We start from the raw sequence: 25,684 nt of genomic DNA, 5'->3' as shown, positions 1-25,684 counted from the left end.
GGCATGACGCCCGCCCCGCAACGCCGCCTCACCGTCGTCCAGCTGCTGCCGGCGCTGGAGTCGGGCGGGGTCGAACGTTCCACCCTCGAGATCGCGCAGGCCCTCGTCAACGCCGGGCATCGCGCGGTCGTGGTGTCGCGCGGTGGACGTCTGGTCCCGCGCCTGGAGGCGCTGGGCGCGGAGCACGTGACGCTCGACGTCGGCGCGAAGTCGCTGCGCGTGCTGGGTCGTGTCGCCACGTTGCGACGCGCGCTGGAAGGCGCCGACATCGTCCATGCGCGTTCACGCTTGCCGGCATGGATCGGCCTCATGGCGCTGCGTGGGCTTCCCGCCGCGCGACGCCCGCATTTCGTCACTACGGTGCACGGGCTCAATTCGCCGTCGCGCTACAGCGCAGTGATGACCCGCGGCGAACGCGTGATCTGCGTGTCGCGCACCGTGCGCGACTACGTGCTGAAGCATTACCCGAGCACGAACCCCTCCAAGCTGCGCGTGATCCCGCGCGGCATCGACGCGGGCGCATTTCCACGCGCGGCGTATCCCGATCGTGACGCGCGCGCCTGGGCGGCGTCGCAGCATCCCGCGCTGCAGGGCGACGGGCCGCTGCTGTTGCTGCCCGGCCGCGGCACGCGCCTGAAGGGTCATGGCGACGGCCTCGCACTGCTCGCGAAGCTGCGCGCCGACGGCATCGACGCACGCCTGTGGCTGCCCGGCGCGCGCGAAGCCGGTCGCGAGGCCTACATCGCCGAACTCGAACGCGAAGCCGCGCAGCTCGGCATCGCCGAAGCGATCGCGTTCACGCCGCCGACCGATGCGATCGCGCGCGCCTACGCCGCGAGCGACCTGGTGCTGCAGCTCTCCCGCAAGCCCGAGTCGTTCGGACGCACGGTGATCGAGGCGCTGTCGGTTGGTCGCCCGGTGCTCGGCTGGGCGCACGGCGGCGTCGGTGAACTGCTCGAGGACTTCGAGCCGGCCGGCGCGGTCGCGCCGTTCGACCTCGATCGCCTGCATGCCACGGCGCGCGATCTTCTCGCGCAGCCCCCGGCACTGCCGGCTAGCATTCCGCTCACGTTGCAGGCCATGCAGGAGGCGACGCTTGGCGTCTATCACGAACTCGCCGGCTGACCGCGTACCCGAGACCGGCTGGCGCTGGGCGCCGGCCTGGGTGCTCGCGTTCGTCGCGTTGTGGCCCGCGCCCGGCTACGCCGAGGCGGTGCTGGTGGTCGGCGCGCTGATCGCGATGTACATGCTGATCCGCGCGCGCTTCCGCGGCGGCACGCGCCTGCTCAGCGGCCAGGCGTGGGCGCTGACGACGCTGATGTTCGCGGCGTACTGGGTGCCGCGCCTGGTCTCGACGTTCGACACCTTCGATCCGCTGCGCTCACTGCTCGACGCCGCTACCGACCTGCGCCATCTGCCCTTCCTGTGGCTGGTCGCGGCGGCGGTCGCGAATGCGGAAAACCGCCGCAAGACATTCGCCGGCCTCGGCATCATCGTGCTGGTGTGGGTCGCCGACGCGTTGCTGCAGGCGATGACCGGCAACAGCCCCATCTTCAACATGATCGACCACGCCAAGCACGCGATCGACGGGCGCGGCATGTGCCCGGCGGAAGCCTCGCTGGTCGTCGATCGCCTCAGCGGTTTCCTCGGGCCGTGCAACCTCAAGCTCGGGCAGGTCGTCGCGAGTCTGTCGCCGTTCCTGCTGTACGAGGCCGCGCGCCGTTTCCGCGCAACCGGATGGCTGGTCGCGGCCGCGGGCGTCGGCATGGTCATCGTGCTCGCCGGTTCGCGCGCGTCGTGGATCACCTACGGGCTGGTGCTGCTGCTGTCGGGCTGGCGCCTGCTCGGCTGGAAGCGCCTGCTCGGCGTGTTCGCGTTCGGCGCCGTCGCGCTCGCGCTGCTCACGGTCAGCGTGCCGCAGGTGCGCGAGCGCATCGAGCGCACGACGCTGGTTCTCGCCGGCGACCATCGCGACGTCGACAGTGCGCTGTCGGGACGCGGCCGCATCTGGTCGGCGGCGACCTGCATGATCAAGGAACATCCGTTCAACGGCGTCGGCGTGCGTCGTTTCCGCCTGGCGTTCCCATCCTGCGACCCATTGCCCGGCCAGCGCGCGGAGTGGGGCGAGGGTCCCGCACTGCATGCGCACCAGATCGTGCTGGAGATCCTGAGCGAAACGGGCTTTTTGGGCCTGATCCTGTGGCTTGCGGGCGCCGCGCAGGCGTGGCGCGCATGGCGGTACGCGGACCCGGAAGCGCGTGCGCATGCGCGGCCGGCGATGTATGCGCTGGTCGTCACCGTCTTCCCGTTCAACACGCACCTCGCGTTCTATTCAACGTTCTGGGGTGGGCTCACGCTGATGCTGTTCGCGTTGTACGCCGGCAGCCTCTACGCCACCGACCGCGACCGGAGCGCGGCGAAGGCGGCATGAGCGACGCCGTGAGCCCGACCTCGGCCGGACCGGTGCCGCGTGGTATCCGGCACTGGCCGATGCGTGCCGGCATCGCGCTGCTGGTCGGTGCGGCGCGCCTGCCGTGGCCGGTGCAGCGTGCGCTCGGCCGCGGGCTCGGCGCACTGGCGTTCGTGCTCGCGCCGTCGCGCCGTCATGCCGCGCGCATCAACCTGCGCCTGTGTTTCCCCGAGCTCGACGACGCGACGCGCTCGCGCCTGCTGCGCGGGACATTCCGCGACTTCGGCATCGGCCTGTTCGAGTTCGCGCGTGCATGGTGGGGCGACATCGCACCGATGCGTCGCGACGTCGTGATCGAAGGGCTCGAACACCTGCGCGAGCTGCAGGCGCAGAAGCGCGGCGTGCTGATGATCTCCGGCCACTTCATGACGCTGGAAATGGCAGGTCGCCTGCTCTGCGATCACGTGCCGCTGGCGGGCATGTATCGCCGCTATCGCGATCCGGTGATGGAGCATGCAGTGAAGCAGGGGCGCCTGCGCTACGCCGCGGCGATGTTCGCCAACGACGAAATCCGCGCGGCGATGCGCCATCTCAAGCAGGGCGGCTTCCTCTGGTATGCGCCGGACCAGGACATGCGCGGAAAAGACACTGTGTTCGCGCCGTTCTTCGGCGTGCCCGCCGCGACGATCACCGCGACGCATCAGTTCGCACGTCTCACGGGGTGCGCGGTGGTGCCGTTCTTCCACCGTCGCGAAGGTGATCGCTACGTCTTGCGCGTCGCGCCGCCGCTCGAGGACTTTCCGTCGCAGGACGCGGCGTCCGACAGCGCGCGCGTCAACGCGGCGATCGAAGCGATGGTGCGCGAAGCGCCAACGCAGTACCTGTGGATCCATCGACGCTTCAAGCGCCGGCCGGATGGCGAGGCCGCGCAGTACTGATGGCCGACGCGACCCGCGACCGTCTGGAGCTGCCGCTGCGCGTGCTGTATTCGCTCGCGCTGTACCTGCTCACGCCGATCACGGTCTATCACCTGATCTGGCGCGGCTTCCGGCAGTCCGCCTACTTCGAGCGCTGGAGCGAGCGCTACGCGAGCTTCGGTCCGCAGCGTGATCACCGCGTGCTGTGGGTGCATGCGGTGTCGGTCGGTGAAGTGAATGCCGCGATCCCGCTGGTCGATGCGCTGCTGCAGCGACGTCCCGACCTGCGCTTGCTCGTCACCACGATCACGCCCACTGGTTCCGCGCGCGTGCGCGCGCTGTGGGGCGATCGCGTCGATCACGTCTATCTGCCCTACGATCTGCCGGGCGCCGTCGGCCGCTTTCTGCATCACTTCCGCCCGTACGCGGCACTGATCATGGAAACCGAGTTGTGGCCGAACCTGCTGTTCGGTTGCCGCGATTACGGCGTGCCCGCCTACGTGCTCAATGCGCGACTGTCCGCGCGTTCGCTGCGTGGTTACCAGGTGCTCGCGCCGCTGGTGCGTCGCGCGGTGCGCACGTTGCGCGGCGTCGGTGCGCAATCGCATTCCGATGCGCGCCGCTTCATCGCCCTCGGTGCCGGGCCGGAGCGTGTGCACGAAACCGGCAACCTCAAGTACGACCTGGCGTTGCCGCCGACCGTCGAGACGTTCGGACGCGACTGTCGCGCGCGTCGTGCGGGGCGTCTTGCCTGGATCGCCGCGAGCACACATCCCGATGAGGAAGCAGCGGTCCTGTCGATCCATCGGCGCCTGCGCGGCCGCTGGCCCGATCTGCTCCTGATGTGGGCGCCGCGTCACCCCGAGCGCTTCCGCGCCGTGTACGAACAGTCAACCGCGGCGGGCTTCCGGACTGCGCGTCGGTCCGATGAGCGCTGGGCCACGCCGGACAGTGGCGTGTTCGTGATCGATACGCTGGGCGAGCTGCTGAACTTCTACGCCTGCGCGGACGTCGCGTTCGTCGGCGGTTCGCTGCAGGCGATCGGCGGACACAATCTGCTCGAGCCGGCGGCAACCGGCACGCCGACGACGACCGGCCCGCACCTGCACAACTTCGCCGACATCTCGCATCGCCTCGCAGCCGCGGGCGCGCTGCGCATCGCGAACGACGAGGCAGGTGTCGCCGAGGCGCTCGACGCGATGCTCGCGGACCCGGCGTTGCGTGCGTCGATGGCGGATGCCGGCCGCGCGCTGGTCGAATCTGGGCGTGGCGCGTTGGAGCGCACGCTGGCGCTGGTCGGCGCGGATCTTCCTGCGGGTCAGTGATGCGCGTCGCGTAGATCAATCACGTAGCGCGCACGACGGCGCGCCAACGCCGCGATCTCCAACGATCATGCCAGCGCACTACAGCCACGCCGCTGCCCAGCGAGTTAGCGAAGGACGATGTGCCGCGCTGCCGCCGCTCGCCGCAAAGAAAAAAGGCCGTCGCTTCCGACGGCCTTTTTTCGTAATGCGAGTCTCGACGTTTACGGAGCGACCGGCACCGGCGTCGGTGCGGTGACCGTCAGCAGGCGGTTCACGTCCTGCACGTCGGCGACGTCTAGCGTGCCGGCCGACTGGTCGAGCAGCAGGCGCGCCTGCAGGAAGCTGTAGCGGGCCTGCGAGTACAGGCGCGCCGCGACGAGCACGTTCTGCTGGTTGTTCAACACATCGAGCACGGTGCGCGTGCCGACTTCGAGGCCGACCTGCGAGGCCTCGAACGCGGCGCGCGCTGACGTCAGCGCCGCGCGGCGCGATTCGACTTCGGTGATGCCCGCGGCCAGCGCCTGGTAGGCGGCATTCGTGTTGCGGATCAGCGCACGACGCTGCTGTTCGACCTGATCGGCGACGACGTCGCGGCTGGCGATCGCCTGGCGCACGCGCGAGGACGTTGCGCCGCCGGAGAAGATCGGCACGTTGAGCGTGACGCCGACGGCGGGGCCGCGGCTCTGGCTGTCGATGGGGTTGGTCGACGACAGGCTGCCGGCGCTGAAGGTGCTGTCACCGGTCGTCTTGCGATCGCCGTACGAACCATTGAGGTACAGCGTGGGCCAATGGCCGGAACGCGCGGTCTCGATGTTCTCGTTGGCGGACGCCAGCTGCTCCTCGGCGGAGTGCAGTAACGGATTGTTCTCGAGCGCGCGTGCCACCCACGATGCCGCCGTACCCGTTTCCGCAAGCGTCGGCTGGAAATCTTCAGGCAGCGCCTTGAGGGCGCCCACGGGCTTGCCGGTAATTTCGGCGAGCGCCTGATACGCATCGAGCACCGCGTTGCGGGCAACGATCGTGTTGGCGCGCGCGCTGTCGTACTGCGCACGTGCTTCATGCACGTCGGTGATCGGCGCGAGACCGACTTCGAGGCGCTTGGACGCGGCGTCGAACTGCTTCTTGAGCGCGGCTTCCGACGCCTCGGCGGCGGTCAGCGTCTCGATCGCGACCAGCGTATTGAAGTAGGCGCCCGACGTGCGCGTGATGAGCGAATCGTCCGCGGCCTCCACGCTGAAGTCGCTGGCACGGCTCAACGCCTGCTGGCTCTTGAGGACGGTGAAACGCGAGCGGTCGAACAGCATCTGCTGCAGATCGACGCCGAGCGAGCGCGTCGTCGTGTTGGTCTGGGTGTCGCCGCTGAAGCGCACCGGCTCGCCCGTCGACGGATCGAACTGCGTCTGCGAGGACGGGCCTTCGCTGCGCGACTTGTTGAGCGATGCGGTACCCCCGATCTGCGGCAGCATCGCCGCACGCGCCTGCACTTCGCCTTCCCGCGTGGCGAGACGATTGGACTGCGACGCCGCGAGCTGCGGATCGTTTTCGCGCGCCAGCGAATAGACCTGCATCAGGTCTTCCGCGGACGCGGCGGCGGGGGCTAGGGCAATAACGAGGGCGAGAACGAGCGGACGGCGGATCATGTCGGAAGTTTTCCTGGAAAACCGCGCGTTCGGCGCGGCGTCGTCATGGCAAAACCGGGATCCGACGCCCGCGCGGTCCCCCCGCGGGCGTCGGAGTCAGAACTGGAACACCGGCACCGGAGCGGCGCCGACGAGGTAGGGAATATCGGTCTCAAACAGGGATTCAATGCGCGAAGCGCCGTTTTCGTTGCGCACCAGCACGGCCTCCATCGCCGGCGCATGGCCGCGGACGATGAACATGCGGCCGCCCGGCTTGAGCATCGTGACGAACTGCGACGGAATCGTGTCCACCGCGGCGTTGACGCAGATCGCGTCGAAGCGGCGGTCGGTCGACCACGTCAGTGCATCGGCGACTTCGAAACGCGTGTTGGCGATGCCGAGCTGTTCCAGGCGCCCGTACGCGGCGTCGACGAAATCGGCATGGCGATCGATGGTGGTCACTTCGCGCGCGAGCTTGGCGAGGCAGGCGGTGACGTAACCGCTGCCCGTGCCGATCTCCAGCACATCGTCGGTGTCCATGGGACGCAGCGCTTCGAGCGCGCGTCCGGCGATCACCGGTTTGAACATGTATTCGCCATGCGCGAGCGGCAACGCGACGTCGGCGTATGCAGCACCGAGGTAGGGCGTCGGCACGAAGCGCTCGCGCGGCACCGTGGCGAGCACGTCGATCACGCGCGGGTCCAGCACGTCCCAAGGGCGGACCTGCTGTTCCACCATGAGTTCGCGGGCGTGGGCGTAGTCGGGCGTCATCGGCGTGGATCGGTGGGGAAAAGGACCGCAATTCTACCGGGATGGGCGCAGGCGCCCGGGGTGTTCAGGATCGCGTGCGGGCATGTGAAGGCCCGAGTGCCGGAAGTCACCGGGACGGTGGTCACGCCTTCAGGCCTCATCGCCGTCCATACGCGCGCAGGAACATGTCGACACATGCGGCAACGTGCGCGGCAGGTTCGAGGTTGACCTCATCACCGCATCCGCAGCCGAACACCATGCGCGCGTGCGGCTCGCCCTTGAGCAGGGTGAAGAACTGCGACGATGCGAGTGCCGCGTCGGGAATATCGAGTTCACCCGCTGCGACACGTGCAGCGAGCAACGTCGCGAAACTGTCCTGCACGCGACGCGGACCCGACTCCCAGAACAGCTGCGGCAGATGCGAGTTCGCGAGCTGTGGGCTGCATAGGATGCGGTGGCCGGCGATCGCCTCGGGCGAGGAAATCATCGCGTAGAACGCGGTCGCGATCTCCATCAGGCGCTCGCGCACCGGGGTCTCGGGCCGATCCTCGAACAGTGAGGACGGCATCCCGTTCGCGCAGTGCGACTCCACGGCCGCGGCGAACAACGTCTCCTTGTCGCCGAAGTGGCTGTAGACGGTCAGCTTGCTGACACCGGCCGCGGACGCGATCTGGTCCATCGAGACCGAGTCGAAACCCAACTGCACGAACAGTTTCTTGGAGGCTTCGAGGATGGCCTCGCGCTTGGCGAGATCCTTGGGGCGACCGGGACCGGCCGCACGGGTCGCGGCGTCGTCGGAGCGATAGGGGCGGATCGGGGCCATTGGTCGGAATCCTACTCGAAATACTGGACCGCGGCGTTCGGTAATTTTACAGTACCGACCGGTTCATTAATTGACCCTGAGGCTGCCATGCGTTCCGCCCCCGTTGTCGCTGCGCTCGCCATCGCGACGTCGGCCGTGTTCCTTTCGGGCTGCGGTCCGGCCCCCGCCGCGGCCGAACACCCGCGCCCGGTGCTGGTCGTCCACCCCGACACGGCCGACGCCGCCGCAACCGCCTTCGCGGGCGAGATCCGCGCCGCCGAAGAAACGACCTTGTCCTTCCGCGTCGGCGGCAACCTGCTTCAGCGCCGGGTCGACGTGGGCGACCGCGTGCATCGCGGCGACCTCCTCGCGGTGCTCGATGCCGGCGACCTGCAGGCGCAGGCCCGCGCCGCGCAGGCCCAGCTGACCGCCGCGCAGGCCCAGCTCGAACGCGCGCGGTCGGATCAGGCGCGCTACGCGAAGCTCGGCCACGACCAGCTCGTGAGTCGCTCGGCGATCGATGCACAGAACGCCGCCGCGGCCGCCGCGCAGGGCGAGGTCAACGCTGCGCGCGAAAGCCTGCAGGTCGCGCGCAACCAGGCCGCCTACACGCAGCTGCGTGCGCCGCGCGACGGTGCAATCGCCACGCGACAGGCCGAAGCCGGGCAGGTCGTTGGTGCCGGGCAGCCGGTCTTCACGCTGGCGGCGGACGGTCGGCGCGAAGTCGCGTTCGCGGTGCCGGAGGGGCTGGTGCGTCATGTGCGGCCGGGCGACCCGGTGCAGGTCGAACTGTGGTCCGCGCCGGACTCGCGCATCGCGGGGCGTGTCCGCGAGGTTGCGCCCGCGGCCGATCCCGCGTCGCGCACCTTCGCCGTGCGCGCGACGCTTGACGACGCGCCCGTCGCCGAACTCGGCGCGAGCGCACGCGTCTATCTCCAGCCGGGTGACGATGCGCGCGTCAGCGTGCCGCTCGCGGCGCTGCAGCGCGGTGCGGGCGGCGGCGACGCCGTGTTCGTGATCGACCCGCGCACGTCCACCGTGCACCTGCGCCCCGTGCAGGCCGGCGCGTTCAGTAGCGACCGGGTGCCGATCACGCGCGGCATCGCGGCATCCGACTGGATCGTCGCCGCCGGTGGCCACCTGCTCCGCGACGGCGAGCCGGTGAAGCCCGTTGACCGCGACAACCATCCCGTGCGCTGAGGCCCGCCATGCGCTTCAACCTCTCCGAATGGGCGCTGCGCCATCGCAGCCTGGTCGTCTACGCGATGATCGTGCTCGCGATCGCTGGCGCGCTGGCTTACATGAAGCTCGGTCGCAGCGAGGATCCGCGCTTCACCTTCAAGGTGATGGTTGTGCGCACGATGTGGCCGGGTGCGACTGCCGACGAAGTCTCGTCGCAGGTCACCGACCGGATCGAAAAGAAGCTGATGGAAACCGGGCAGTACGAGTTCATCCGCTCGTATTCGCGGCCGGGCGAATCGCAGGTCATCTTCATGGCGAAGGATTCGCTGCATTCCGACCAGATTCCGCCGCTCTGGTACCAGGTGCGCAAGAAGGTCGGTGACATCAAGCCGATGCTGCCGCGTGACGTGCAGGGCCCGTACTTCAACGACGAGTTCGGCGACACCTTCGGCAACATCTACGCGATCACCGGCAAGGGCTTTGATTACGCGGTGCTCAAGCACTACGCCGAACGCGTGCAGCTGCAACTGCAGAAGCAGCCCGACGTCGGCAAGATCGAACTGTTCGGCGTGCAGGACGAGAAGGTCTGGGTCGACCTCGACAACACCAAGCTGGCGACGCTCGGCATCCCGGCGCAGGCCGTGTTCGACGCGCTCAATGCACAGAACGCCGTCGCGCCTGCGGGCTTCTTCGAGACCGGCTCGTCGCGGATCGCCCTGCGTGTCGACGGCCGCTTCGATCGCGTCGGCGACATCCGCGCGTTCCCGATCCGCGTTGGCGACCGCACCTTCCATCTCGGCGACATCGCGACGGTGAATCGCGGCTTCGCCGATCCGCCGGCACCGCGCATGCGCTTCATGGGCGAGGACGCGATCGGCCTCGGTGTGGCGATGAAGGACGGCGGCGACATCCTCTCGCTCGGCAGGACGCTCGAGGCCGAGCGCGAAAAGTTGCAGAAGACGCTGCCGATCGGCATGGAGCTGCGCAAGGTGTCCGACCAGCCGGCGGCGGTCGAGGAATCGGTCGGTGAATTCGTGCGCGTACTCGCCGAAGCCGTGGCGATCGTGCTGCTGGTCAGCTTCTTCTCGCTCGGCCTGCGCACCGGCCTCGTGGTCGCCCTGTCGATTCCGCTCGTGCTCGCGATGACCTTCGCGGTGATGAGCTACTTCGACGTCGGCCTGCACAAGATCTCGCTCGGTGCGCTGGTGCTCGCGCTCGGGCTGCTGGTCGACGACGCGATCATCGCCGTCGAGATGATGGCGATCAAAATGGAGCAGGGCTTCAGTCGTCTGAAAGCCGCGGCGTTTGCGTGGGAATCGACCGCGTTTCCGATGCTCACCGGTACGCTGATCACCGCGGCAGGTTTCCTGCCGATCGCGACCGCGCAGTCGAGCACCGGCGAGTACACGCGCTCCTTGTTCCAGGTGGTGACGATCGCGCTGCTGGTGTCGTGGATCGCGGCCGTCATGTTCATTCCGTACCTCGGCGATCGCCTGCTGCCCGATTACGGTCACGCGGGCCCGCCCAAGCCCGGTTGGATCGCGGCACGCTGGGAAGCGTTCCGTCAGCGTCTCGCCAGCCGCGTGCCCGCGCTTGCGGACGTCGTCGCGCCCAAACCCCACGACGCACACGCGCATGATCCGTACGCGACCAAGTTCTACACGCGCTTCCGCAGCTGGGTGCTGTGGTGCGTGCGGCGTCGCAAGACCGTGCTGGCGATCACCGCGGCCGCGTTCGTCGCGTCCATCCTGCTGTTCCGCTTCGTGCCGCAGCAGTTCTTCCCGGACTCGGTGCGTCCGGAACTGATGGTCGACGTCGAGCTCGCCGAAGGCAGCTCGCTGCGCCAGACCGCGGCGCAGGTGAAGAAGCTCGAAAAAATTCTGGACACACGCAAGGACCTCGCGAGCTACGTCGACTATGTCGGCACCGGTTCGCCGCGCTTCTACCTGCCGCTCGACCAGCAGCTGCCGTCAGCGAACTTCGCGCAGTTCGTGCTGACGCCGAAGGACATCAAGGCGCGCGAAGCGATCCGCGGCTGGTTGATCGACGACGTGTTCCCGCGTTTTCCCGAGCTCCAGCTGCGCGTGACGCGCCTGGAAAACGGCCCGCCGGTGGGATATCCAGTGCAGTTGCGCGTCTCCGGCGAGCACATCGACGAAGTGCGTCGTCTCGCTGGCCAGCTGCGCGAAAAGGTGCTCGCGAATCCGCACGTCACCAACGTCAATCTCGACTGGGACGAGCCGAGCAAGGTCGTGCGGCTGAAGGTCGACCAGGAACGTGCGCGCGCGCTCGGCATCAGCTCGGCGCAGCTTGCGCAGGCGCTGTCGGGCGCGCTGTCGGGCACAAATGTCGGAACCTACCGCGAAGGCACCGAATTGATCGGCATCGACGTGCGCGGTTCCGCCCGCGATCGCAGCGATCTCCAGGCGCTGAGTTCGCTGATGGTGCCGACGGCGAATGGTCGTGCGGTTCCGCTGACGCAGGTCGCCACGCTCGACTACGGCTTCGAGGACGGCATCATCTGGCACCGCGATCGCCTGCCGACGATGACGGTACGTGCCGACATCCGCGATGCGCTCACGCCGCCGACCGTGGTCGAGCAACTGATGCCGGCGGTGGAATCGCTGCGCGCGCGGCTGCCGGACGGCTATTCGATCGACGTCGGCGGCACGGTGGAGGATTCCGCGCGGGGCCAGAATTCGATCAAGGCCGGGATGCCGCTGTTCGTGTTCGTCGTGTTCACCCTGCTGATGCTGCAGCTGCGCTCGTTCTCACGCAGCGTCATGGTGTTCCTCACCGCACCGCTGGGACTGATCGGCGTGACGCTGTTCCTGCTGGTGTTCCGCGTGCCGTTCGGCTTCGTCGCCATGCTCGGCACGATCGCACTGGCCGGCATGATCATGCGCAACTCGGTGATCCTCGTGGACCAGATCGAGCAGGACCGCATGGACGGCCGCGAGGCATGGGAAGCGATCGTCGAGGCGACCGTGCGCCGCTTCCGCCCCATCGTGCTCACCGCGCTCGCCGCGATCCTCGCGATGATTCCGCTCTCGCGCAGCGCGTTCTTCGGCCCGATGGCCGTCGCCATCATGGGTGGCCTGCTGGTCGCCACCTTCCTGACGCTGCTGTTCCTGCCGGCGCTGTATGCGGCGTGGTTCCGGGTGAAGGTGCCCGCCGATGCCGCGGTGACCGCGACGCAGGTCGACGGATTGGAACCCGAGCCCGCGTGATGCGCGTCAGAGGCTGGTCGACTGCGCAGCCCGCAGTCGATCGGCCATGAGGTCTGCATCGGTATAGGTGCGTCCCGGGCGCCGGCCGAAGCGCGCTAGCCATCGTGCCCGTTTGGGGCGACGCAGCAGGCGCAACAGGCGCTCGCTCACCGGTTCCTCGGCCAGTACGTGCAGGTTGCGCCCGTTGCTCGACGCCCGTCGGCAGAGCCGTTCGGCCATCACGTCGAGCGCAGTGCGGGTGAAGAAGCCAATGTGCTGCCCGCTTTCGGGCGCGTAGTAAGGCCAGTCCGAAATGGCAGGCGCGGGATCGGGCAACAGGTCGGTCGAGATCAGCAACCGCGGCGCCAGACTACCGAGCGTTTCGAATCCTGCGCGAGGGTCGGGCAGATGCTCCACCAGCTCGAATGCAGTGGCGAGATCGTAGCGCTCGCTCATGTCCGCCTCGAAGCCGATCGCGAGCAGGTTCGGGCTGTAGGCGTCATGCCAGTACGTGTCATGTCCACGATCGCGCATCAGGCGCACGAACAGGCCGGTGCCGGCGCCGTAGTCGACCGTGCGTTCGACGTCGCGGAACGTCAGTCCAAGCAATGCGGTGGTGACGTCGGCAAGCCATAGATTGCGAACGACGATCCCCGTGTCCAACGCCGCGATCGCGGTTCCGTAGGCTTCATCGAGCCAGTGCGGCGCGACGACGAAAACGTATCCGCATTTCGTGCAGCGACGGTATTCGGCGTCGTGACGACCGAGCACGCGGTGGGCCGCGAAATGGTCCGTCGGAGATTCGCAGACGAGGCAGGCGGGCGTCATGCGGGGATCATACGCAGACCGACTGATACGACGGCCGTATCCACCCGACGCGCGATCGGACGGCCGCAATCGCGACATCGTTCCCTTGCGCCCGAGCGGCCGCAGTGGTCATCGCGATGTCGCGGGCGCCTGCGCCAGCGCGCGCAGCAGCGCGGGTTCGAAGGACGCGGGGTCCTCGAGGTGCGGGATGTGGCCCACGCCATGCAGCACCTCGAGTCGTGCGCCCGGCACCAGCGTCTTGAGGTGTTCGGCCTGCGCGATCGGGGTGATGGTGTCGGCGTCGCCCCAGATGAGCGTGAGCGGCGGCGTCAGTCCCGCAATGTTGTCAGCGTGTGTGCTGAGGCCCGTCCGCGCGTCGCAGGCGAATGCGTGCGCCCATGCGCCGAGCGCGTCTGTCGTGTTGCGCAGCTGCAGCGGTTCGCGATAGGCGGCGAGTCGCGCATCGGTGACGGCGTCCTTGCGCGCCACGAAGCTACGCAGCAGTGCGCGACTCCAGAGCGGATTGGTGGCGGTCGACGCAAGCAACGCCTGGCGGCCGCCGTGCGCGAGGAGGCGACATGCCACCGTGTCGGGATCGTTGGGCGGTGCATCAAGTGCGAGCGCCGCGTCCACGAGCACCAGGCGCTCCACGCGCTTCGGCGCGGTGAGCGCGAGTTCCAGTGCCGGGCCGCCGCCGAAGGAATGGCCGACCACGCGCGCTTTCGGGATGCGAAGTGCATCGAGGACGCGCTGCAGTCGCATCGCCTGCGCGGGCCGCGAATAGTCGGCACGGGTCGATTTCGACGAATAGCCGAACGGCGGCAGGTCGACGGCGATCACCCGGTAGCCCCCGTGGGTCAACGCCGGCACCAGGGAGAACCAGGTGCCGCTCCATGCGCCGGTGCCGTGAACGAGAAGTACCGGGGCGCCGCTCGCCGGGCCGCTGACCTGCACGAAGACGGACACGCCGTCGACGTCGATGAAACGTCCGCCCGCGGGCGCCGCGGTGCGCGGCGACACGCGCTCGTGGTACTCGACCCACGCCACGCTCGCGCAGATGTAGAGGAGCGCCGTCGCCAGCACCACGAAAACCACGCGACGCACGAGACGCAGGAACGGCATGTCAGTAGTCGAACACGTGTTCGACTTCGTCGCCCGCCGCTTCGCGCTCGGCGAGTAACGGTGCGAGGCCGAACACCGAGGTCACCAACGCGCGGCGCTCGTAGCCCGGTCGCGTGAGGATGGGCTGGCGGAACAGCAGGCGCGTGCCCGTCGGCGTGTCGCTGGTTTGCGGCATCACCACGCTGACAAGCAGGTCGCCGCGATTGCCGGCGATCTCGCGAAACGTACCGCCAGCGCGCGCGATCGACGTCGCGTACGGCGTGAACGCTTGGTAGCGCGGTAGGTCGACGCGCGCCGCAGTGCCGACACGCGCATCGACGTGCATTTCCGGCAGCGCCGCGAGGTTATCGGGCATCGCGTCGATCACTGTTGCCGTCGTCGGCTTGGCGACCTTGAAGGCGGTGTGGGTCGCCTTCTCGATCAGTGCCGCGTACCCCGCCTTGATCAACCACTCGCTGGTGAGCAGATAGCGACGCTCCCACTTGCGCACGAGGTGCGGGCCGGTCGCCGGCGTGTCGCGCCACAGCGACTTGAGCGGCGTCATGAAGTCGAACTCGTACCAGGGGCGCACGCGCACGAATTCCACGTAGTCACGCGCCTGTTTCGCGGCGAGGCGATCTTCCGGCGTCGACAGCGGCGCCGTGCCGAGTTCGCTCAGGCGACCGATCAACGTCTCGTAGGTGCCCTTGAGCCCGTATTCGACCGTCGTACTCGCGCCGATGACCATGATCATCGTGTGGTACTCGCCGTTGAACGGCCAGCGCCCGCGCACCGAGTCGATCACGCGCCCGTAGGCCTGCCAGAACTGCGCGATATGGGCGTAGAACGGAAAGCGGCTCGGCGACTGGTGCGCTTCGAGCATGTCGGCGTATTCGTCGGGGCTGAAGACCAGGAACCATTCCGGAAACGTCAGGAAGGTCTGGTCGCCCGTGCGCTGTTCCGCGGCCGGAATCGCGAGCGGGTCGGTCGCTGCAGGCGCGTCGGACGCCACGGCCGGCGCGAGGCCGAGCCACAGCATCAGCGCCGCGCTGGCGAGTGCGCGCCTCATGTGCGACGGAACGCGAGAAGCGTGTTGAGCGTCGGATCGTGATCCTGCAGCAGGCCATCACCCATCAATTCGAAGCCATGGCGCCGCAGGATGTCGATCCACTCCGCGACGGTGCGGAAGTGGCGGAGCTCCTTGGCATTCGTCGCCCACGGCACGCCGAGCCCGGCGTTGAACACCGCGTGCGCCAGGTTCACCAGCGCATTCATCGGCGCATCGGCGACGTCGTGGTCGCGCAGGATCAGCACTCCGTCCTTGCGCAGCACGCGATGCAGTGAGGCGATGAACGCATCAAGGCGGTCGAGCGGCACGTGGTGCAGGCCGATCAGGCAGGTGACGAGGTCGAGGCTCGCGTCGGCGACGGCGCTCTGCGGAATGGGCGCGTAGTCGTCCAACGGCACGAAACGGCCGAGCTTGCGCAAGCCGCCGCGTTCGACGATGTCCACGGGCGAGTAGGTCGGCGCCGCGTCGTGCAGGAAGACGAGATCGCCGCGCAGGTCGACGTGCTTGCGCAGGTCGCTGGCGTAGCGCCCGGTGCTGCCGATCTCCATGTGCCCATCGAAGCTTCGACGGCAGCCGAGCAGCTGCAGCATCTGCCGCGACATCTCCTTCTTCTGCTTGGAGAGCGACGGCAGCGCGTACGTCAGCTCCGACAGGAAAGGCTTGATGCCTGGCAGCTTGGCCTGCAATGCGCGATAGATCGCCTCGTCGTCGGCATGCTCGCGCACGGCGTCGCGGATGAGCGTGTGGAAGCGGTCTTCCGGATAAAGCCGGTAGATGTTCTGCAGGAAGCGGTAGAACGCGTCGCTGCCGGTGGCGGTGCCGTAGACGGCGTGGAAGTCGCCGGCAGGCGCGGTTGTGGTGGTCATCGGCGTCTCGGAAAGTGCGGGCGCGTAGTAGGTGTCCCAGAGGACGTTGCGCCAGCGGAAATCGGGGTCCAGCCGGCGCTTGAGCGCGAACAGTTCCTTTGCACGCGGATAGGCGCGATGGAACTGCTCGGGCGTGGCATGCGGCTGGTAGGGCAGGTAGTAGGTGCCGCCGCAGGCGATCACCGCATCGATCAGCTCACGCGTCCACACAGCGACGCGCGCCTTCGCGTTCTCGCGCGTGCGCTGCTTGTGATACAGCACGAAGGCGAATGTTTCGCCGCGCGCCCAGGCGAGCATCGAGCCCGGATCGGTGAAGGCATGGCGCACCGAGACGTTGACGGCGTTGACGCGATGACGCGCGAGGATCTCGGCCAGGCGCGGCACGAACTCGTCGAAGCGTTCGACCGGTACGAAATATTCCTGCAGTACGTAGCTCGACTTGCGGCGTGACGCTGGCTCGAGCTCGGCGACGTCGTAACCGGCCTCGTAGTTGCGCCAGTGCACGGGCCTGGACAGGTAGATCAGCGGGTCGAGCAGCCGTTCGCGACGCAGCTTGCCGCCGGGCGTTTCGGTGAACGCCCAGAAGAAATAGCGATGCAGCGGAAAATGCTTGCGCAGCGGCTGCAGGCGATCGGTCACCGTCGCCGCGCGCTCGGTACGACGCCACGTCACCGCACGGGCGCGGCGGTAGTGGGGCGGATACAGGTCGGCGTTGTGGAAGATCGCGTCGCGATCGTTGCGGACATGTTCGCGGAACCACGCCGCATACGACGACGTCGGCATGCAGGCATGCGTGCGCACGACGCGGACGTTGTCGTCGAGCGAGAGCTCGGCTTCGACGATGACACCCAGCCCGCCATAGCCGCCCACCGCGCCGTAGAAGAGTTCGGAATTCGTGTCCGGACTCGCATCGACGATGCTGCCGTCAGCCAGCACCATGCGGATCGACCGTACCGACAAGATCAGCGGACCCAGCCCGATATAACGCCCGTGCACGTTGACGCTGAGCGAGCCGCCGACGGTGAAGTTCGCGTACGTCTGCATGATCCGCACCGACAGATCATGCGGATCGACGAAACGCTGGATGTCGCACCAGCGGATGCCCGCCTGCACGCGGATGGTGCGGTCGACCGGATCGAAATGCAGCACGCGATTCATGCGGCGCATGTCGAGGTGCAGGCTGCCCGGGCTGGCGGTCTGGCCGCCCATACTGAAGTGGCCGCCGCCCACGGAGATCGCGCCGTCGCTGCGGCGAACGGCGTCGACGACTTCATCGACCGACATCGGCGTCGCCACCGCCCACACCCGCACGGGATTCAAGCGCGTGACGTCGTTGACGATCACGCCAGCGTCGATCGCGGGACCGTCAGGCCGGTTCATGGATCGCCACCTGCAGGTAGTCGTAGCCGCGCAGGCGCGGATCGTCGCCGTACTGGTTGGCGCCGTGCGTGCTGGGCGTGATCAGCAGGCGCCACGCGAGGATCAGCGGGCCCAGCACCGGAATGATCGGCACCAGCAGCCACCACGCCGAGCGCGCCTGGTCGTGCAGGCGGCGGGCGAACAGTGAGGCGAGCACGGTGAAATAGGGCGGATACAGCAGCAGCGTGCTGCTCTCGCTGACGACGCGGTCGAGGAACACGAACAGCACGGTGAACACGGCCGTGGCGATGACCAGCCGGAGCAGGAAATCGCGGCGACGCAGGCGACCCCGCCAGCGCGTCCAGTGCAACAGTCCCTGTGCCATCGACGATCTCCCCATCGCGAACGTGACGCCGCATGGTAGCGGCGTCACGGGTCAGGGGCGCAACACCGCGCGCAGGGCGTCGTAATCGGCCGGCAGCGGGTCGGCGTGCGCGGGGCGCGCGAGGCAGTCGGCCAAGGCGGGTGGCGGCGCGATCAGCCGGCCGATGCGCGGCTCGACGACGGTCTCGAACTTCGCCGCATGCGCCGTCGCGACCACCGCCCACGGCCGCGTGTCACCGGCGCCGCGCAGGTGGTGCAGCGTGTCGATCGCGGTCGCGGTGTGCGGGCAGGGCACGTAGCCGAGCTCGCGGTCGGTGCGTTCGATCGTCGCGAGGATCTGCGCATCGTCGACGCTGGCGGCACGCATCGCCTGGCGCAGTGCGGCGTCGTCGGCATGTGCGTGACGCAGGCGCTCGAAATTGCTCGGTGCGCCGACATCCATGGCGTTCGCCAGCGTTGCGCGCGTTTCCGCCGGCCGGTAGTCGGCGCCGTCGAAGTAACGCGGCAGCACGTCGTTGGCGTTGCAGGCGAGCACGATGTCGCCGATCGGCAGCCCCATGCGACGTGCGAGCCAGCACGCCGTCGCGTTGCCGAGGTTGCCGGTAGGAATGACGAAGTTCAGCCGCTCGCCGTGATCGCGTTGGAACTGGAGCGCGGCTTGTGCGTAGTAGGCGGCCTGCGGTAACAGGCGGCCGAGGCTGATGCTGTTCGCCGAACCGAGCGCGATCTCGTTGCGCAGCGCGGTGTCGCCCAGCGCCTGCTTCACCAGGCGCTGGCAGTCGTCGAAGGTGCCGGCCACGCGCAACGCCCGCACGTTGTCGCCCCAGCAGCCGAGTCCGTGAGCCTGGCGCGGCGAGACGCGACCATCGGGGTACAGGATGACCACGCGAAAACCGGGGCGCCGATGGAACGCCGCCGCAACGGCGGCGCCGGTATCACCGGATGTCGCGACGAGGATCGTGACCTCGGGATCGTCCGGGCGACGCAGCGCTTCGAGGGCGCGCGCGAGAAAGCGCGCGCCGAAATCCTTGAAGGCGGCCGTCGGGCCATGGAAGAGCTCGAGCACGAAGGTGTCGGCGGCGAGCGCCTGCAGCGGTGCGGGGAAATCGAATGCGTCATCGCAGATCGCAGGCAGTGCTTCGGCGATGCGCGAGCCTTCGAAATACGGTGCGAGCAGGGTCGCAGCGGTGCGTGCGAGTCCCTCCGACGGATCGATCGCCGGTGCGGCGGGAATCGTTTCCGGAACGTAGAGGCCGCCATCTGGTGCAAGTCCCGAAGCCAGCGCACTGTCGATGTCGACCGCGGGTGCGGTGCCACGCGTGCTGACGAACCTCACGCCACGATCTCGGCGCGCGGGCCGTTCACCGGCGAGATGTAGGCACGGCTGTGGAGATCGGCGCGACGGAACGCTGCGACCATCGCCGCGCCGCCGGTCTCCGCGTCCGATCGCGTGTCGAACCAGCCGAATACGGTTGGACCTGCACCGGAGATGCTCGCGCCCAGCGCGCCCGCATCGAGTGCAGCCTGCTTCACGGCATCGAAGCCCGGAATCAGCGCAGCGCGACGCGGTTCGACCAGCACGTCGTGCAGACCGGCAGCGATGAGCTCGCGATCGCCGCGCGCGAGGCCGGTGAGAAACTGAGCGAGGTGCGCGGTCTGGTGCACGACGTCGCCCAGCGGATACGGCGCGGCGAGCACGGCGCGGGCTTCGCGCGTCTCCAGCACATGCGCGGGGTGCACCGCGGCGCAGTAGAGGTCCGGCGCATCGAGGCGGATCGCGCGCGTCTCCGTCGCCAACACCACCCCGCCGAGCAACATGGGTGCGACGTTGTCGCCGTGCAGGCTGCCGCTGGCGACCGATTCGCCGGCCAGTGCGAACGGGTAGAGCGACTCGCGCGACAGGGGCGCGTCGAGCAGCGCATTCGCTGCGACCAGCGCCGCCACGCATGACGCCGCGGAGCCGCCCAGACCCGAACCCAATGCGATGCCCTTGTGCAACGTCACCGCGAAGCCGTGCGCGAGGCCGAGTGACGCGCGCAGTTCGATCAGCGCGCGACCGGCGGTATTGCGTTCGGCGATCAGCGGAATGCGTGCGAGGCCGGGCACCTCGCCGTCGATTGCGTCGATGCGCACGACGGGTTCATCGATGAAGCGCACCGTCGCGGCGTCGCCGGGGCCCTGGATGGTGTGGCCGAGCAGGTCGAAGCCGACGCCGATGTTGCCGATGCTCGCCGGCGCGAATGCGCGGATGCTGCGACCCGCTTCGCTGTCGAGCGGCTGGACATCACGAGGGCTTACATCGAGTCGGGTCACAGGCGGGCTCCGAGATACTGGGCGATCGCGAGGACGTCGCCGAACACGCCGGCCGCCGTGACCTCGGGGCCCGCGCCGGGCCCTTGCACCACCAGCGGATTATCCGCGTAGCGGCGGGTGCGGAACCGGATCAGGTTGTCGGTGAGGCGTCCGTGCGCGGTGGCGTCGTCGGGGCCGGGCATCGCGAGGCCGACGTGCGCCTTGTGGCCATCGAAGCTCGCGACGTAGCGGAGCGCGCGGCCGCAGGCCCGGGCGGTGTCGAAGCGCGCCTGCATCGGCGCGTCGAGCGCGTCGATCTTGGCGAGGAACGCGTCGCGCGGGACGTCGCGCAGGTGCGCCGGCACTAGGCTTTCGACCTCGACATCGTCCAGCGCGATCGAATGCCCGGCTTCGCGCGCGAGGATCACCAGCTTGCGGGCGACGTCGAGACCCGACAGGTCGTCGCGCGGATCCGGTTCGGTGTAGCCGAGGTCGTGCGCTTCGCGAACGAGGTGCGAAAACGGCCGGCTGCCGTCGAAGCGATGGAACAGCCACGCGAGTGTGCCCGAGAGCACGCCGTCGACGCCGAGCAGGTCGTCGCCGGTGTCGAGCTGGCTGCGCAGCGTCTGAATGACGGGCAAGCCGGCACCGACGCTGGCTTCGTGGCGGAAGCGCGCGCCGTTGCGCGTCGCGTTGCGGATCGCATGCCAGCGCTCGATCGGGCCGCTGCCGGCGCGTTTGCTCGGCGTCACCACATGCAGTCCCTGGCTGAGCCAGCGCGCGTAGTGGTCGACGACGTCGTCGCTGCCCGAGCAGTCGATGACCACCGCCTGCACGCGCCCTTCGTCGACGAGGTGCGGGCCGAAGCGGTAGACATCGGGTGCGGAGGCGGCCTCGAAACCCTCCATCACCGCATCGAGCGACCCGCGTGCGGCACCCAGCCACATGCGGCGACGATCCATCACGCCGCGAAGCACGACGTCGACGCCCTGCGCCCGCAGGCGCGGCGCGACGTCCGCCCACTGCGCGAGCAGCGCGCGGCCGACCTTGCCGGGACCGATCAGGCCGAGCGCGATCGTCGTGGTCGCGGTGCGCGCGCAGGCACCGCGCGCGGCGATGTGCGGCGGAAACGGGGCGATTCGGCGTTCGGTCAGGACGGCGGACATGGCGGAGCACTCCCTGTCAGGAGCCCCGTGTCCGGTTCGGATGCGATCCCCGCATCCGATCGGATGCGGGGCGGGTGGCGGACGGTCAGTCCGGAATCACGCGCAACCGCATCCTCCACGACGTGGTCGTGGTGGTGCGGGTGCTGGTACCGAGGCCGTTGCGCGTGCAGACGTCCGCCACTCGCGGTGCGAGGGTCGAGACGACGGCAGGGGAGGCCCGGAAGGTCATGACCCGAGTAAACGCCCGTGGCGCGGTGCCTGTCAAAGCCGTTCGTCGACGCGTTCGCGGTACGGCCGGTGGCCCCGCGGGGCCGCGCATGGTGAAATGCGCCTCGAAGCGGGGGTACCGGCCGAGGCCGGTTGAGACAGACCCTTCGAACCTGATGCGGTTGAGACCGCCGTAGGGAAGCTTCGCGGGGCGCATTGCGTCCGCGCGCCGCCCGCTCGCAGTGAACGTCGATGTCGACGTTCGACCCCTCATGCAGCGGACGATCCGATGAACGCAGTCGCCACCGAACTCCTCCAGCAGGCCGAAAAGCTTTCGGCCGATGTCGTCCGTCCGATCCCGGGCTCGAAGAAGATCCATGTCGAAGGGTCGCGGCCCGACATCCGCGTACCCATGCGCGAGATCGCGCTGGCGCGCACGCCGACGCTGTTCGGCGGCGAGGAGAACGCACCGCTCGCGGTATACGACTGCTCGGGCCCGTACACCGATGAAACCGCGACGATCGACCTGTCGACGGGCCTGTCGTCGCTGCGCGCGCAGTGGATCGCCGAGCGCGGCGATACCGAAGTGCTTCCGGGCCTGTCGTCCGACTACGGTCGCGCGCGCGAGCACGATCCCAAGCTCGCGCATATCCGCTTCGGCAATCGCGCGCTGCCGCGTCGCGCGGTGAGCGGCGCGAACGTCTCGCAGATGCACTACGCCAAGAAGGGCATCGTCACGCCGGAGATGGAGTTCATCGCGATCCGCGAGAACCAGCGCATCGAGGCGATCCGCGAGGCGCACCTGCTGCGCCAGCACGCCGGCGAAACCTTCGGCGCGAACATCCAGAAGCTGATCACGCCCGAGTTCGTGCGCGATGAAGTCGCGCGCGGTCGCGCCATCATCCCCAACAACATCAACCATCCGGAAAGCGAGCCGATGATCATCGGCCGCAACTTCCTCACCAAGGTCAACGCGAACATCGGCAACAGCGCGGTGTCGTCGGGCATTGCCGAAGAAGTCGAGAAGCTCGTCTGGTCGATCCGATGGGGCGCGGACACGGTGATGGACCTTTCCACCGGCAAGCACATCCACGAGACGCGCGAGTGGATCATCCGCAATTCGCCCGTGCCGATCGGTACGGTGCCGATCTACCAGGCGCTGGAGAAGGTCGACGGCCGCGCCGAAGAACTCACCTGGGAGATCTTCCGCGACACGCTGATCGAGCAGGCGGAGCAGGGCGTCGACTACTTCACCATCCACGCCGGCGTGCTGCTGTGCTATGTGCCGCTCACCGCGAATCGCGTGACGGGCATCGTCAGCCGCGGCGGTTCGATCATGGCGAAGTGGTGCCTCGCGCATCACAAGGAAAATTTCCTCTACACGCACTTCGAGGACATCTGCGAAATCATGAAGGCGTACGACGTCGCCTTCTCGCTCGGCGACGGCTTGCGTCCGGGCTCGATCGCCGATGCAAACGACGCCGCGCAGTTCGGTGAACTCGAAACGCTCGGCGAGCTCACGCAGATCGCGTGGAAGCACGATGTCCAGACCATGATCGAAGGCCCCGGCCACGTGCCGATGCAGCTGATCAAGGAGAACATGGACAAGCAGCTGCGCGAGTGCGGCGAAGCGCCGTTCTACACGCTCGGCCCGCTGACCACCGACATCGCGCCCGGCTACGACCACATCACGAGCGCGATCGGCGCCGCAATGATCGGCTGGTTCGGCACCGCCATGCTCTGCTATGTCACGCCGAAGGAGCACCTGGGCCTGCCGAACAAGCACGACGTGCGCGAAGGGCTGATGGCCTACAAGATCGCCGCGCACGCCGCCGACCTCGCGAAGGGACATCCCGGTGCGCAGGCACGCGACAACGCGATGAGCAAGGCGCGCTTCGAGTTCCGCTGGGAAGACCAGTTCAACCTCGGCCTCGACCCGGAGCGCGCCCGCGAGTACCACGACGAGACGCTCCCCAAGGACGCGCACAAGGTCGCGCACTTCTGCTCCATGTGCGGCCCGCACTTCTGCTCGATGAAAATCACGCAGGACGTGCGCGACTACGCCAAGGAGCATCCGGAGTCGGTCGCCGACATCGAGCAGGGCATGGCGGAGAAGTCGGCCGAGTTCCGCGCGACGGGCGCGGAGGTCTATCACAAGGCCTGACCCGCTCAGGCAGGACGTCCGCCCCGGTTCCGCGCGACGGGCCCGGCCTAGAATGGCCGGGACCGCGGTCCGGACGTCCCGATGAAGCTCGATCACCCTTTCCTGCAATTGCCGGTGTCGTTCGATGCCGGCGTCCTCGCGCGCGAGATCGAGGCCCTTGGCCCCGAGGTCTGGCGTCCGCACCCGCAGGGCTTTCCCGGCAACGACGCGCTCACGCTGATCAGCGTCGACGGCGATCCCGAGAGTGATGCGGTGCACGGCGCGATGCGCCCGACGCCGCATCTGCTCGCGTGTCCGTACCTGATGCAGGTGATGCACAGCCTCGGCGCCGTCTGGGGCCGTTCGCGCCTGATGCGTCTCGCCGGCCAGGCGGAGGTGACGCCGCACGTCGACATCAATTACTACTGGCGCGAGCACATGCGCATCCATGTGCCGATCGTGACGCAGCCCACCGTGCGTTTCGTCTGTGATGGCCAGGAACTCAACATGGCCGAGGGCGAATGCTGGACGTTCGATACCTGGCGTCGGCACAACGTGCACAACGACGATCATCGGCAGCGCATTCACCTCGTCGCCGACACGGTGGGCGGCCCCGGCTTCTGGGAACTGATGCGCGATGCGCGTCCGCATGACGAAGTGCGTGATGGCTGGACGCCGCGCCGCATCGCGCCGCAGGCGACGCCGGTGTCGCTGCAGCTGGAGTCGTACAACCTGCCGATGGTGATGACGCCGTGGGAGGCGCGAACCCATATCGAGTTCCTCGTTGGCGAGACGCCGCCTTCCGAGCACGTGGATCGATTTATTCGCGACGTGATGCGCCCGTTCCTGCGCGACTGGCAGGCGCTGTGGGCCCTGTACGGTGACAGTGGGAAGGGGCTCGACGCCTATCGCGCCGCACGCGAGCGCCTGCGCGCCATGGCGGCGCCGTTCGATAGCCTGCGCATGCGCAACAACGTCGCCGTGGTCACCGCCTTGCACGCGATCGTCACGAGCAACCTCGTGGCGCAGCGTGCAGCGTCCACAGAATCACCTCGTGCGCAGTCGGCACCAGTTGCGAGTGGAGGTCCCAGGGCAGCGTCGCCGCGGCCACAGACGATCGCTGGTGGATTCAATCCGATGTTCGTGCGTACCGCGTCGCCTGCCGCGTCGATGGCGCGACCGGCCGCGAGCGCCCCGGCACAGGTCTCATTCGACCGCCCGCTCGTGCTGCTCAGCGCACCGCGCTCAGGCTCGACGCTGCTGTTCGAAACGCTCGCGCAGGCGCCGGGCCTGTACACGATCGGGCACGAAAGCCATCGGCACATCGAGACGCTGCCCGGTCTGCATCCGTCGACGCGTGGTTTCGAATCGAACCGGCTCACGGCCGCCGACGCCACGCCCGCGATCGTTGCCGGGTTGCATCGCAACTTCGGATCCGCGTTGCGCGATCGCGACGGACGACCGCCGGTGCCGGGTGCAGCGGTGCGACTGCTCGAGAAGACGCCTAAGAACACGCTGCGCGTCGACTTCATGCGCGCGGCATTTCCGAATGCCCGGTTCGTGTATCTCTACCGCGAGCCGCGTAGCGTGCTGGCGAGCATGATCGAAGCCTGGCAGTCGGGTCGCTTCCACACGTATCCGAATCTGCCGGGTTGGACGGGCCCGGCATGGTCGCTGCTGCTGGTACCGGGGTGGCGGGATCTCATCGGCCAACCGCTGGAAATGATCGTCGCGCATCAATGGGCGACGACCACGCAGTGCGTTCTCGATGACTTGGAGCGGCTGCCGGCCGACTCGCGCCTAATGGTCCGCTACGACGATCTCGTCGCCGCGCCGCGCGCAACGGCGGCACGCATCTGCGACTTCGCGGACCTCGCCTGGGACCGCACGCTCGATACGTTGCCGCTCTCGCGCCACACACTGACGCCGCCGGATCCGGACAAATGGCGGCGTCATGAGCAGGCGATCGAACGGGTGTGGTCGATCGCCGCGTCGGCAGATGCGCGCGCGCGCCACCTGCTCGACGCCATAGCCTGACCGGTGTCAGCAAAAAAAAGCCGCCCGAAGGCGGCCTTTTTTTTGATCATCGCGACGACT

Annotated in this window: 19 protein-coding genes and 1 riboswitch; of the genes, 8 read left to right on the top strand and 11 right to left on the bottom strand. The window is 68.3% G+C overall.

Going from position 1 to position 25,684, the window contains the following annotated elements; translation table 11 throughout:
• The first annotated feature begins 3 nt into the window (after window positions 1–3).
• Genes DWG18_RS10470 through waaA form a run of 4 tightly spaced genes read left to right on the top strand, consistent with a single transcriptional unit; the run spans window position 4 to window position 4,652 of the window.
• Complete coding sequence (locus tag DWG18_RS10470; RefSeq protein WP_115647132.1) at window positions 4–1,125, top strand: glycosyltransferase; 1,122 nt, start codon at window positions 4–6, stop codon at window positions 1,123–1,125.
• Complete coding sequence (locus DWG18_RS10465) at window positions 1,097–2,431, top strand: O-antigen ligase family protein (RefSeq protein WP_240318512.1); 1,335 nt, start codon at window positions 1,097–1,099, stop codon at window positions 2,429–2,431. The genes DWG18_RS10470 and DWG18_RS10465 overlap by 29 nt, the downstream gene beginning before the upstream one ends.
• On the top strand, window positions 2,428–3,348 hold the full coding sequence (lpxL, locus tag DWG18_RS10460) for an LpxL/LpxP family Kdo(2)-lipid IV(A) lauroyl/palmitoleoyl acyltransferase (protein WP_115647130.1): 921 nt from the start codon (window positions 2,428–2,430) through the stop codon (window positions 3,346–3,348). Before DWG18_RS10465 ends, lpxL begins: the two co-directional genes overlap by 4 nt.
• Window positions 3,348–4,652, top strand: a complete 1,305-nt coding sequence (waaA, locus tag DWG18_RS10455; protein WP_115647129.1) for a lipid IV(A) 3-deoxy-D-manno-octulosonic acid transferase — start codon at window positions 3,348–3,350, stop codon at window positions 4,650–4,652. Before lpxL ends, waaA begins: the two co-directional genes overlap by 1 nt.
• Window positions 4,653–4,852: 200 nt before the next feature.
• Here waaA and DWG18_RS10450 read toward each other — a convergent pair whose 3' ends face one another.
• From DWG18_RS10450 to DWG18_RS10440, 3 genes are all read right to left on the bottom strand, one after another.
• Window positions 4,853–6,271, bottom strand: coding sequence for a TolC family outer membrane protein (locus DWG18_RS10450; RefSeq protein ID WP_115647128.1), 1,419 nt, complete (start codon window positions 6,269–6,271; stop codon window positions 4,853–4,855).
• Window positions 6,272–6,367: 96 nt separating this feature from the next.
• Window positions 6,368–7,021 carry a protein-L-isoaspartate O-methyltransferase gene (locus DWG18_RS10445; protein ID WP_115647127.1) on the bottom strand — a complete coding sequence of 218 codons (654 nt, stop codon included), beginning with the start codon at window positions 7,019–7,021 and terminating at the stop codon, window positions 6,368–6,370.
• 136 nt (window positions 7,022–7,157) lie between these two features.
• Window positions 7,158–7,823 (bottom strand): TetR/AcrR family transcriptional regulator, encoded by a 666-nt coding sequence (locus DWG18_RS10440; protein ID WP_115647126.1) that lies wholly within the window; start codon window positions 7,821–7,823, stop codon window positions 7,158–7,160.
• 87 nt (window positions 7,824–7,910) lie between these two features.
• Between DWG18_RS10440 and DWG18_RS10435 the strand changes: the two genes are divergently transcribed.
• Both DWG18_RS10435 and DWG18_RS10430 read left to right on the top strand, forming a co-directional pair.
• Window positions 7,911–9,002, top strand: coding sequence for an efflux RND transporter periplasmic adaptor subunit (locus DWG18_RS10435; RefSeq protein ID WP_115647125.1), 1,092 nt, complete (start codon window positions 7,911–7,913; stop codon window positions 9,000–9,002).
• An 8-nt stretch (window positions 9,003–9,010) separates the two neighbouring features.
• Window positions 9,011–12,214: an efflux RND transporter permease subunit gene (locus DWG18_RS10430; RefSeq protein WP_115647124.1), complete on the top strand. Its 3,204-nt coding sequence runs from the start codon at window positions 9,011–9,013 to the stop codon at window positions 12,212–12,214.
• Window positions 12,215–12,220: 6 nt separating this feature from the next.
• Here DWG18_RS10430 and DWG18_RS10425 read toward each other — a convergent pair whose 3' ends face one another.
• From DWG18_RS10425 to DWG18_RS10390, 8 genes are all read right to left on the bottom strand, one after another.
• Window positions 12,221–13,021, bottom strand: a complete 801-nt coding sequence (locus DWG18_RS10425) for a class I SAM-dependent methyltransferase (protein ID WP_162823795.1) — start codon at window positions 13,019–13,021, stop codon at window positions 12,221–12,223.
• A gap of 108 nt (window positions 13,022–13,129) precedes the next feature.
• Window positions 13,130–14,122, bottom strand: a complete 993-nt coding sequence (locus DWG18_RS10420; RefSeq protein WP_115647122.1) for an alpha/beta fold hydrolase — start codon at window positions 14,120–14,122, stop codon at window positions 13,130–13,132.
• 1 nt (window position 14,123) lies between these two features.
• Window positions 14,124–15,170, bottom strand: coding sequence for a hypothetical protein (locus DWG18_RS10415; RefSeq protein WP_115647121.1), 1,047 nt, complete (start codon window positions 15,168–15,170; stop codon window positions 14,124–14,126).
• Window positions 15,167–17,416 (bottom strand): FAD-binding protein, encoded by a 2,250-nt coding sequence (locus tag DWG18_RS10410; RefSeq protein WP_115647120.1) that lies wholly within the window; start codon window positions 17,414–17,416, stop codon window positions 15,167–15,169. Before DWG18_RS10410 ends, DWG18_RS10415 begins: the two co-directional genes overlap by 4 nt.
• A complete protein-coding gene (locus DWG18_RS10405; protein WP_162823794.1) occupies window positions 17,403–17,780 on the bottom strand; it encodes a DUF805 domain-containing protein in 378 nt (125 codons plus the stop codon). Before DWG18_RS10405 ends, DWG18_RS10410 begins: the two co-directional genes overlap by 14 nt.
• Window positions 17,781–17,831: 51 nt before the next feature.
• The gene (gene thrC / locus DWG18_RS10400) at window positions 17,832–19,115 is read right to left on the bottom strand and encodes a threonine synthase (RefSeq protein WP_115647118.1); all 1,284 of its coding nucleotides are present in this window, start codon (window positions 19,113–19,115) and stop codon (window positions 17,832–17,834) included.
• Window positions 19,112–20,029: a homoserine kinase gene (locus tag DWG18_RS10395; protein WP_240318652.1), complete on the bottom strand. Its 918-nt coding sequence runs from the start codon at window positions 20,027–20,029 to the stop codon at window positions 19,112–19,114. Before DWG18_RS10395 ends, thrC begins: the two co-directional genes overlap by 4 nt.
• A gap of 59 nt (window positions 20,030–20,088) precedes the next feature.
• Window positions 20,089–21,237 (bottom strand): homoserine dehydrogenase, encoded by a 1,149-nt coding sequence (locus DWG18_RS10390; RefSeq protein ID WP_115647116.1) that lies wholly within the window; start codon window positions 21,235–21,237, stop codon window positions 20,089–20,091.
• 329 nt (window positions 21,238–21,566) lie between these two features.
• A riboswitch (TPP riboswitch) is annotated at window positions 21,567–21,662 on the top strand.
• A 71-nt stretch (window positions 21,663–21,733) separates the two neighbouring features.
• Between DWG18_RS10390 and thiC the strand changes: the two genes are divergently transcribed.
• Both thiC and DWG18_RS10380 read left to right on the top strand, forming a co-directional pair.
• A complete protein-coding gene (gene thiC / locus DWG18_RS10385; RefSeq protein ID WP_115647115.1) occupies window positions 21,734–23,608 on the top strand; it encodes a phosphomethylpyrimidine synthase ThiC in 1,875 nt (624 codons plus the stop codon).
• An 81-nt stretch (window positions 23,609–23,689) separates the two neighbouring features.
• Window positions 23,690–25,624, top strand: coding sequence for a sulfotransferase (locus DWG18_RS10380; RefSeq protein WP_115647114.1), 1,935 nt, complete (start codon window positions 23,690–23,692; stop codon window positions 25,622–25,624).
• The last annotated feature ends 60 nt before the right edge of the window (window positions 25,625–25,684 follow it).

It is taken from the genome of Lysobacter sp. TY2-98, from assembly GCF_003367355.1.
Taxonomy (GTDB): Bacteria; Pseudomonadota; Gammaproteobacteria; order Xanthomonadales; family Xanthomonadaceae; genus Cognatilysobacter.
The sequence above is the reverse complement of the archived record's forward strand: the minus strand, read 5'-3'. Positions and strand labels throughout refer to the sequence as shown.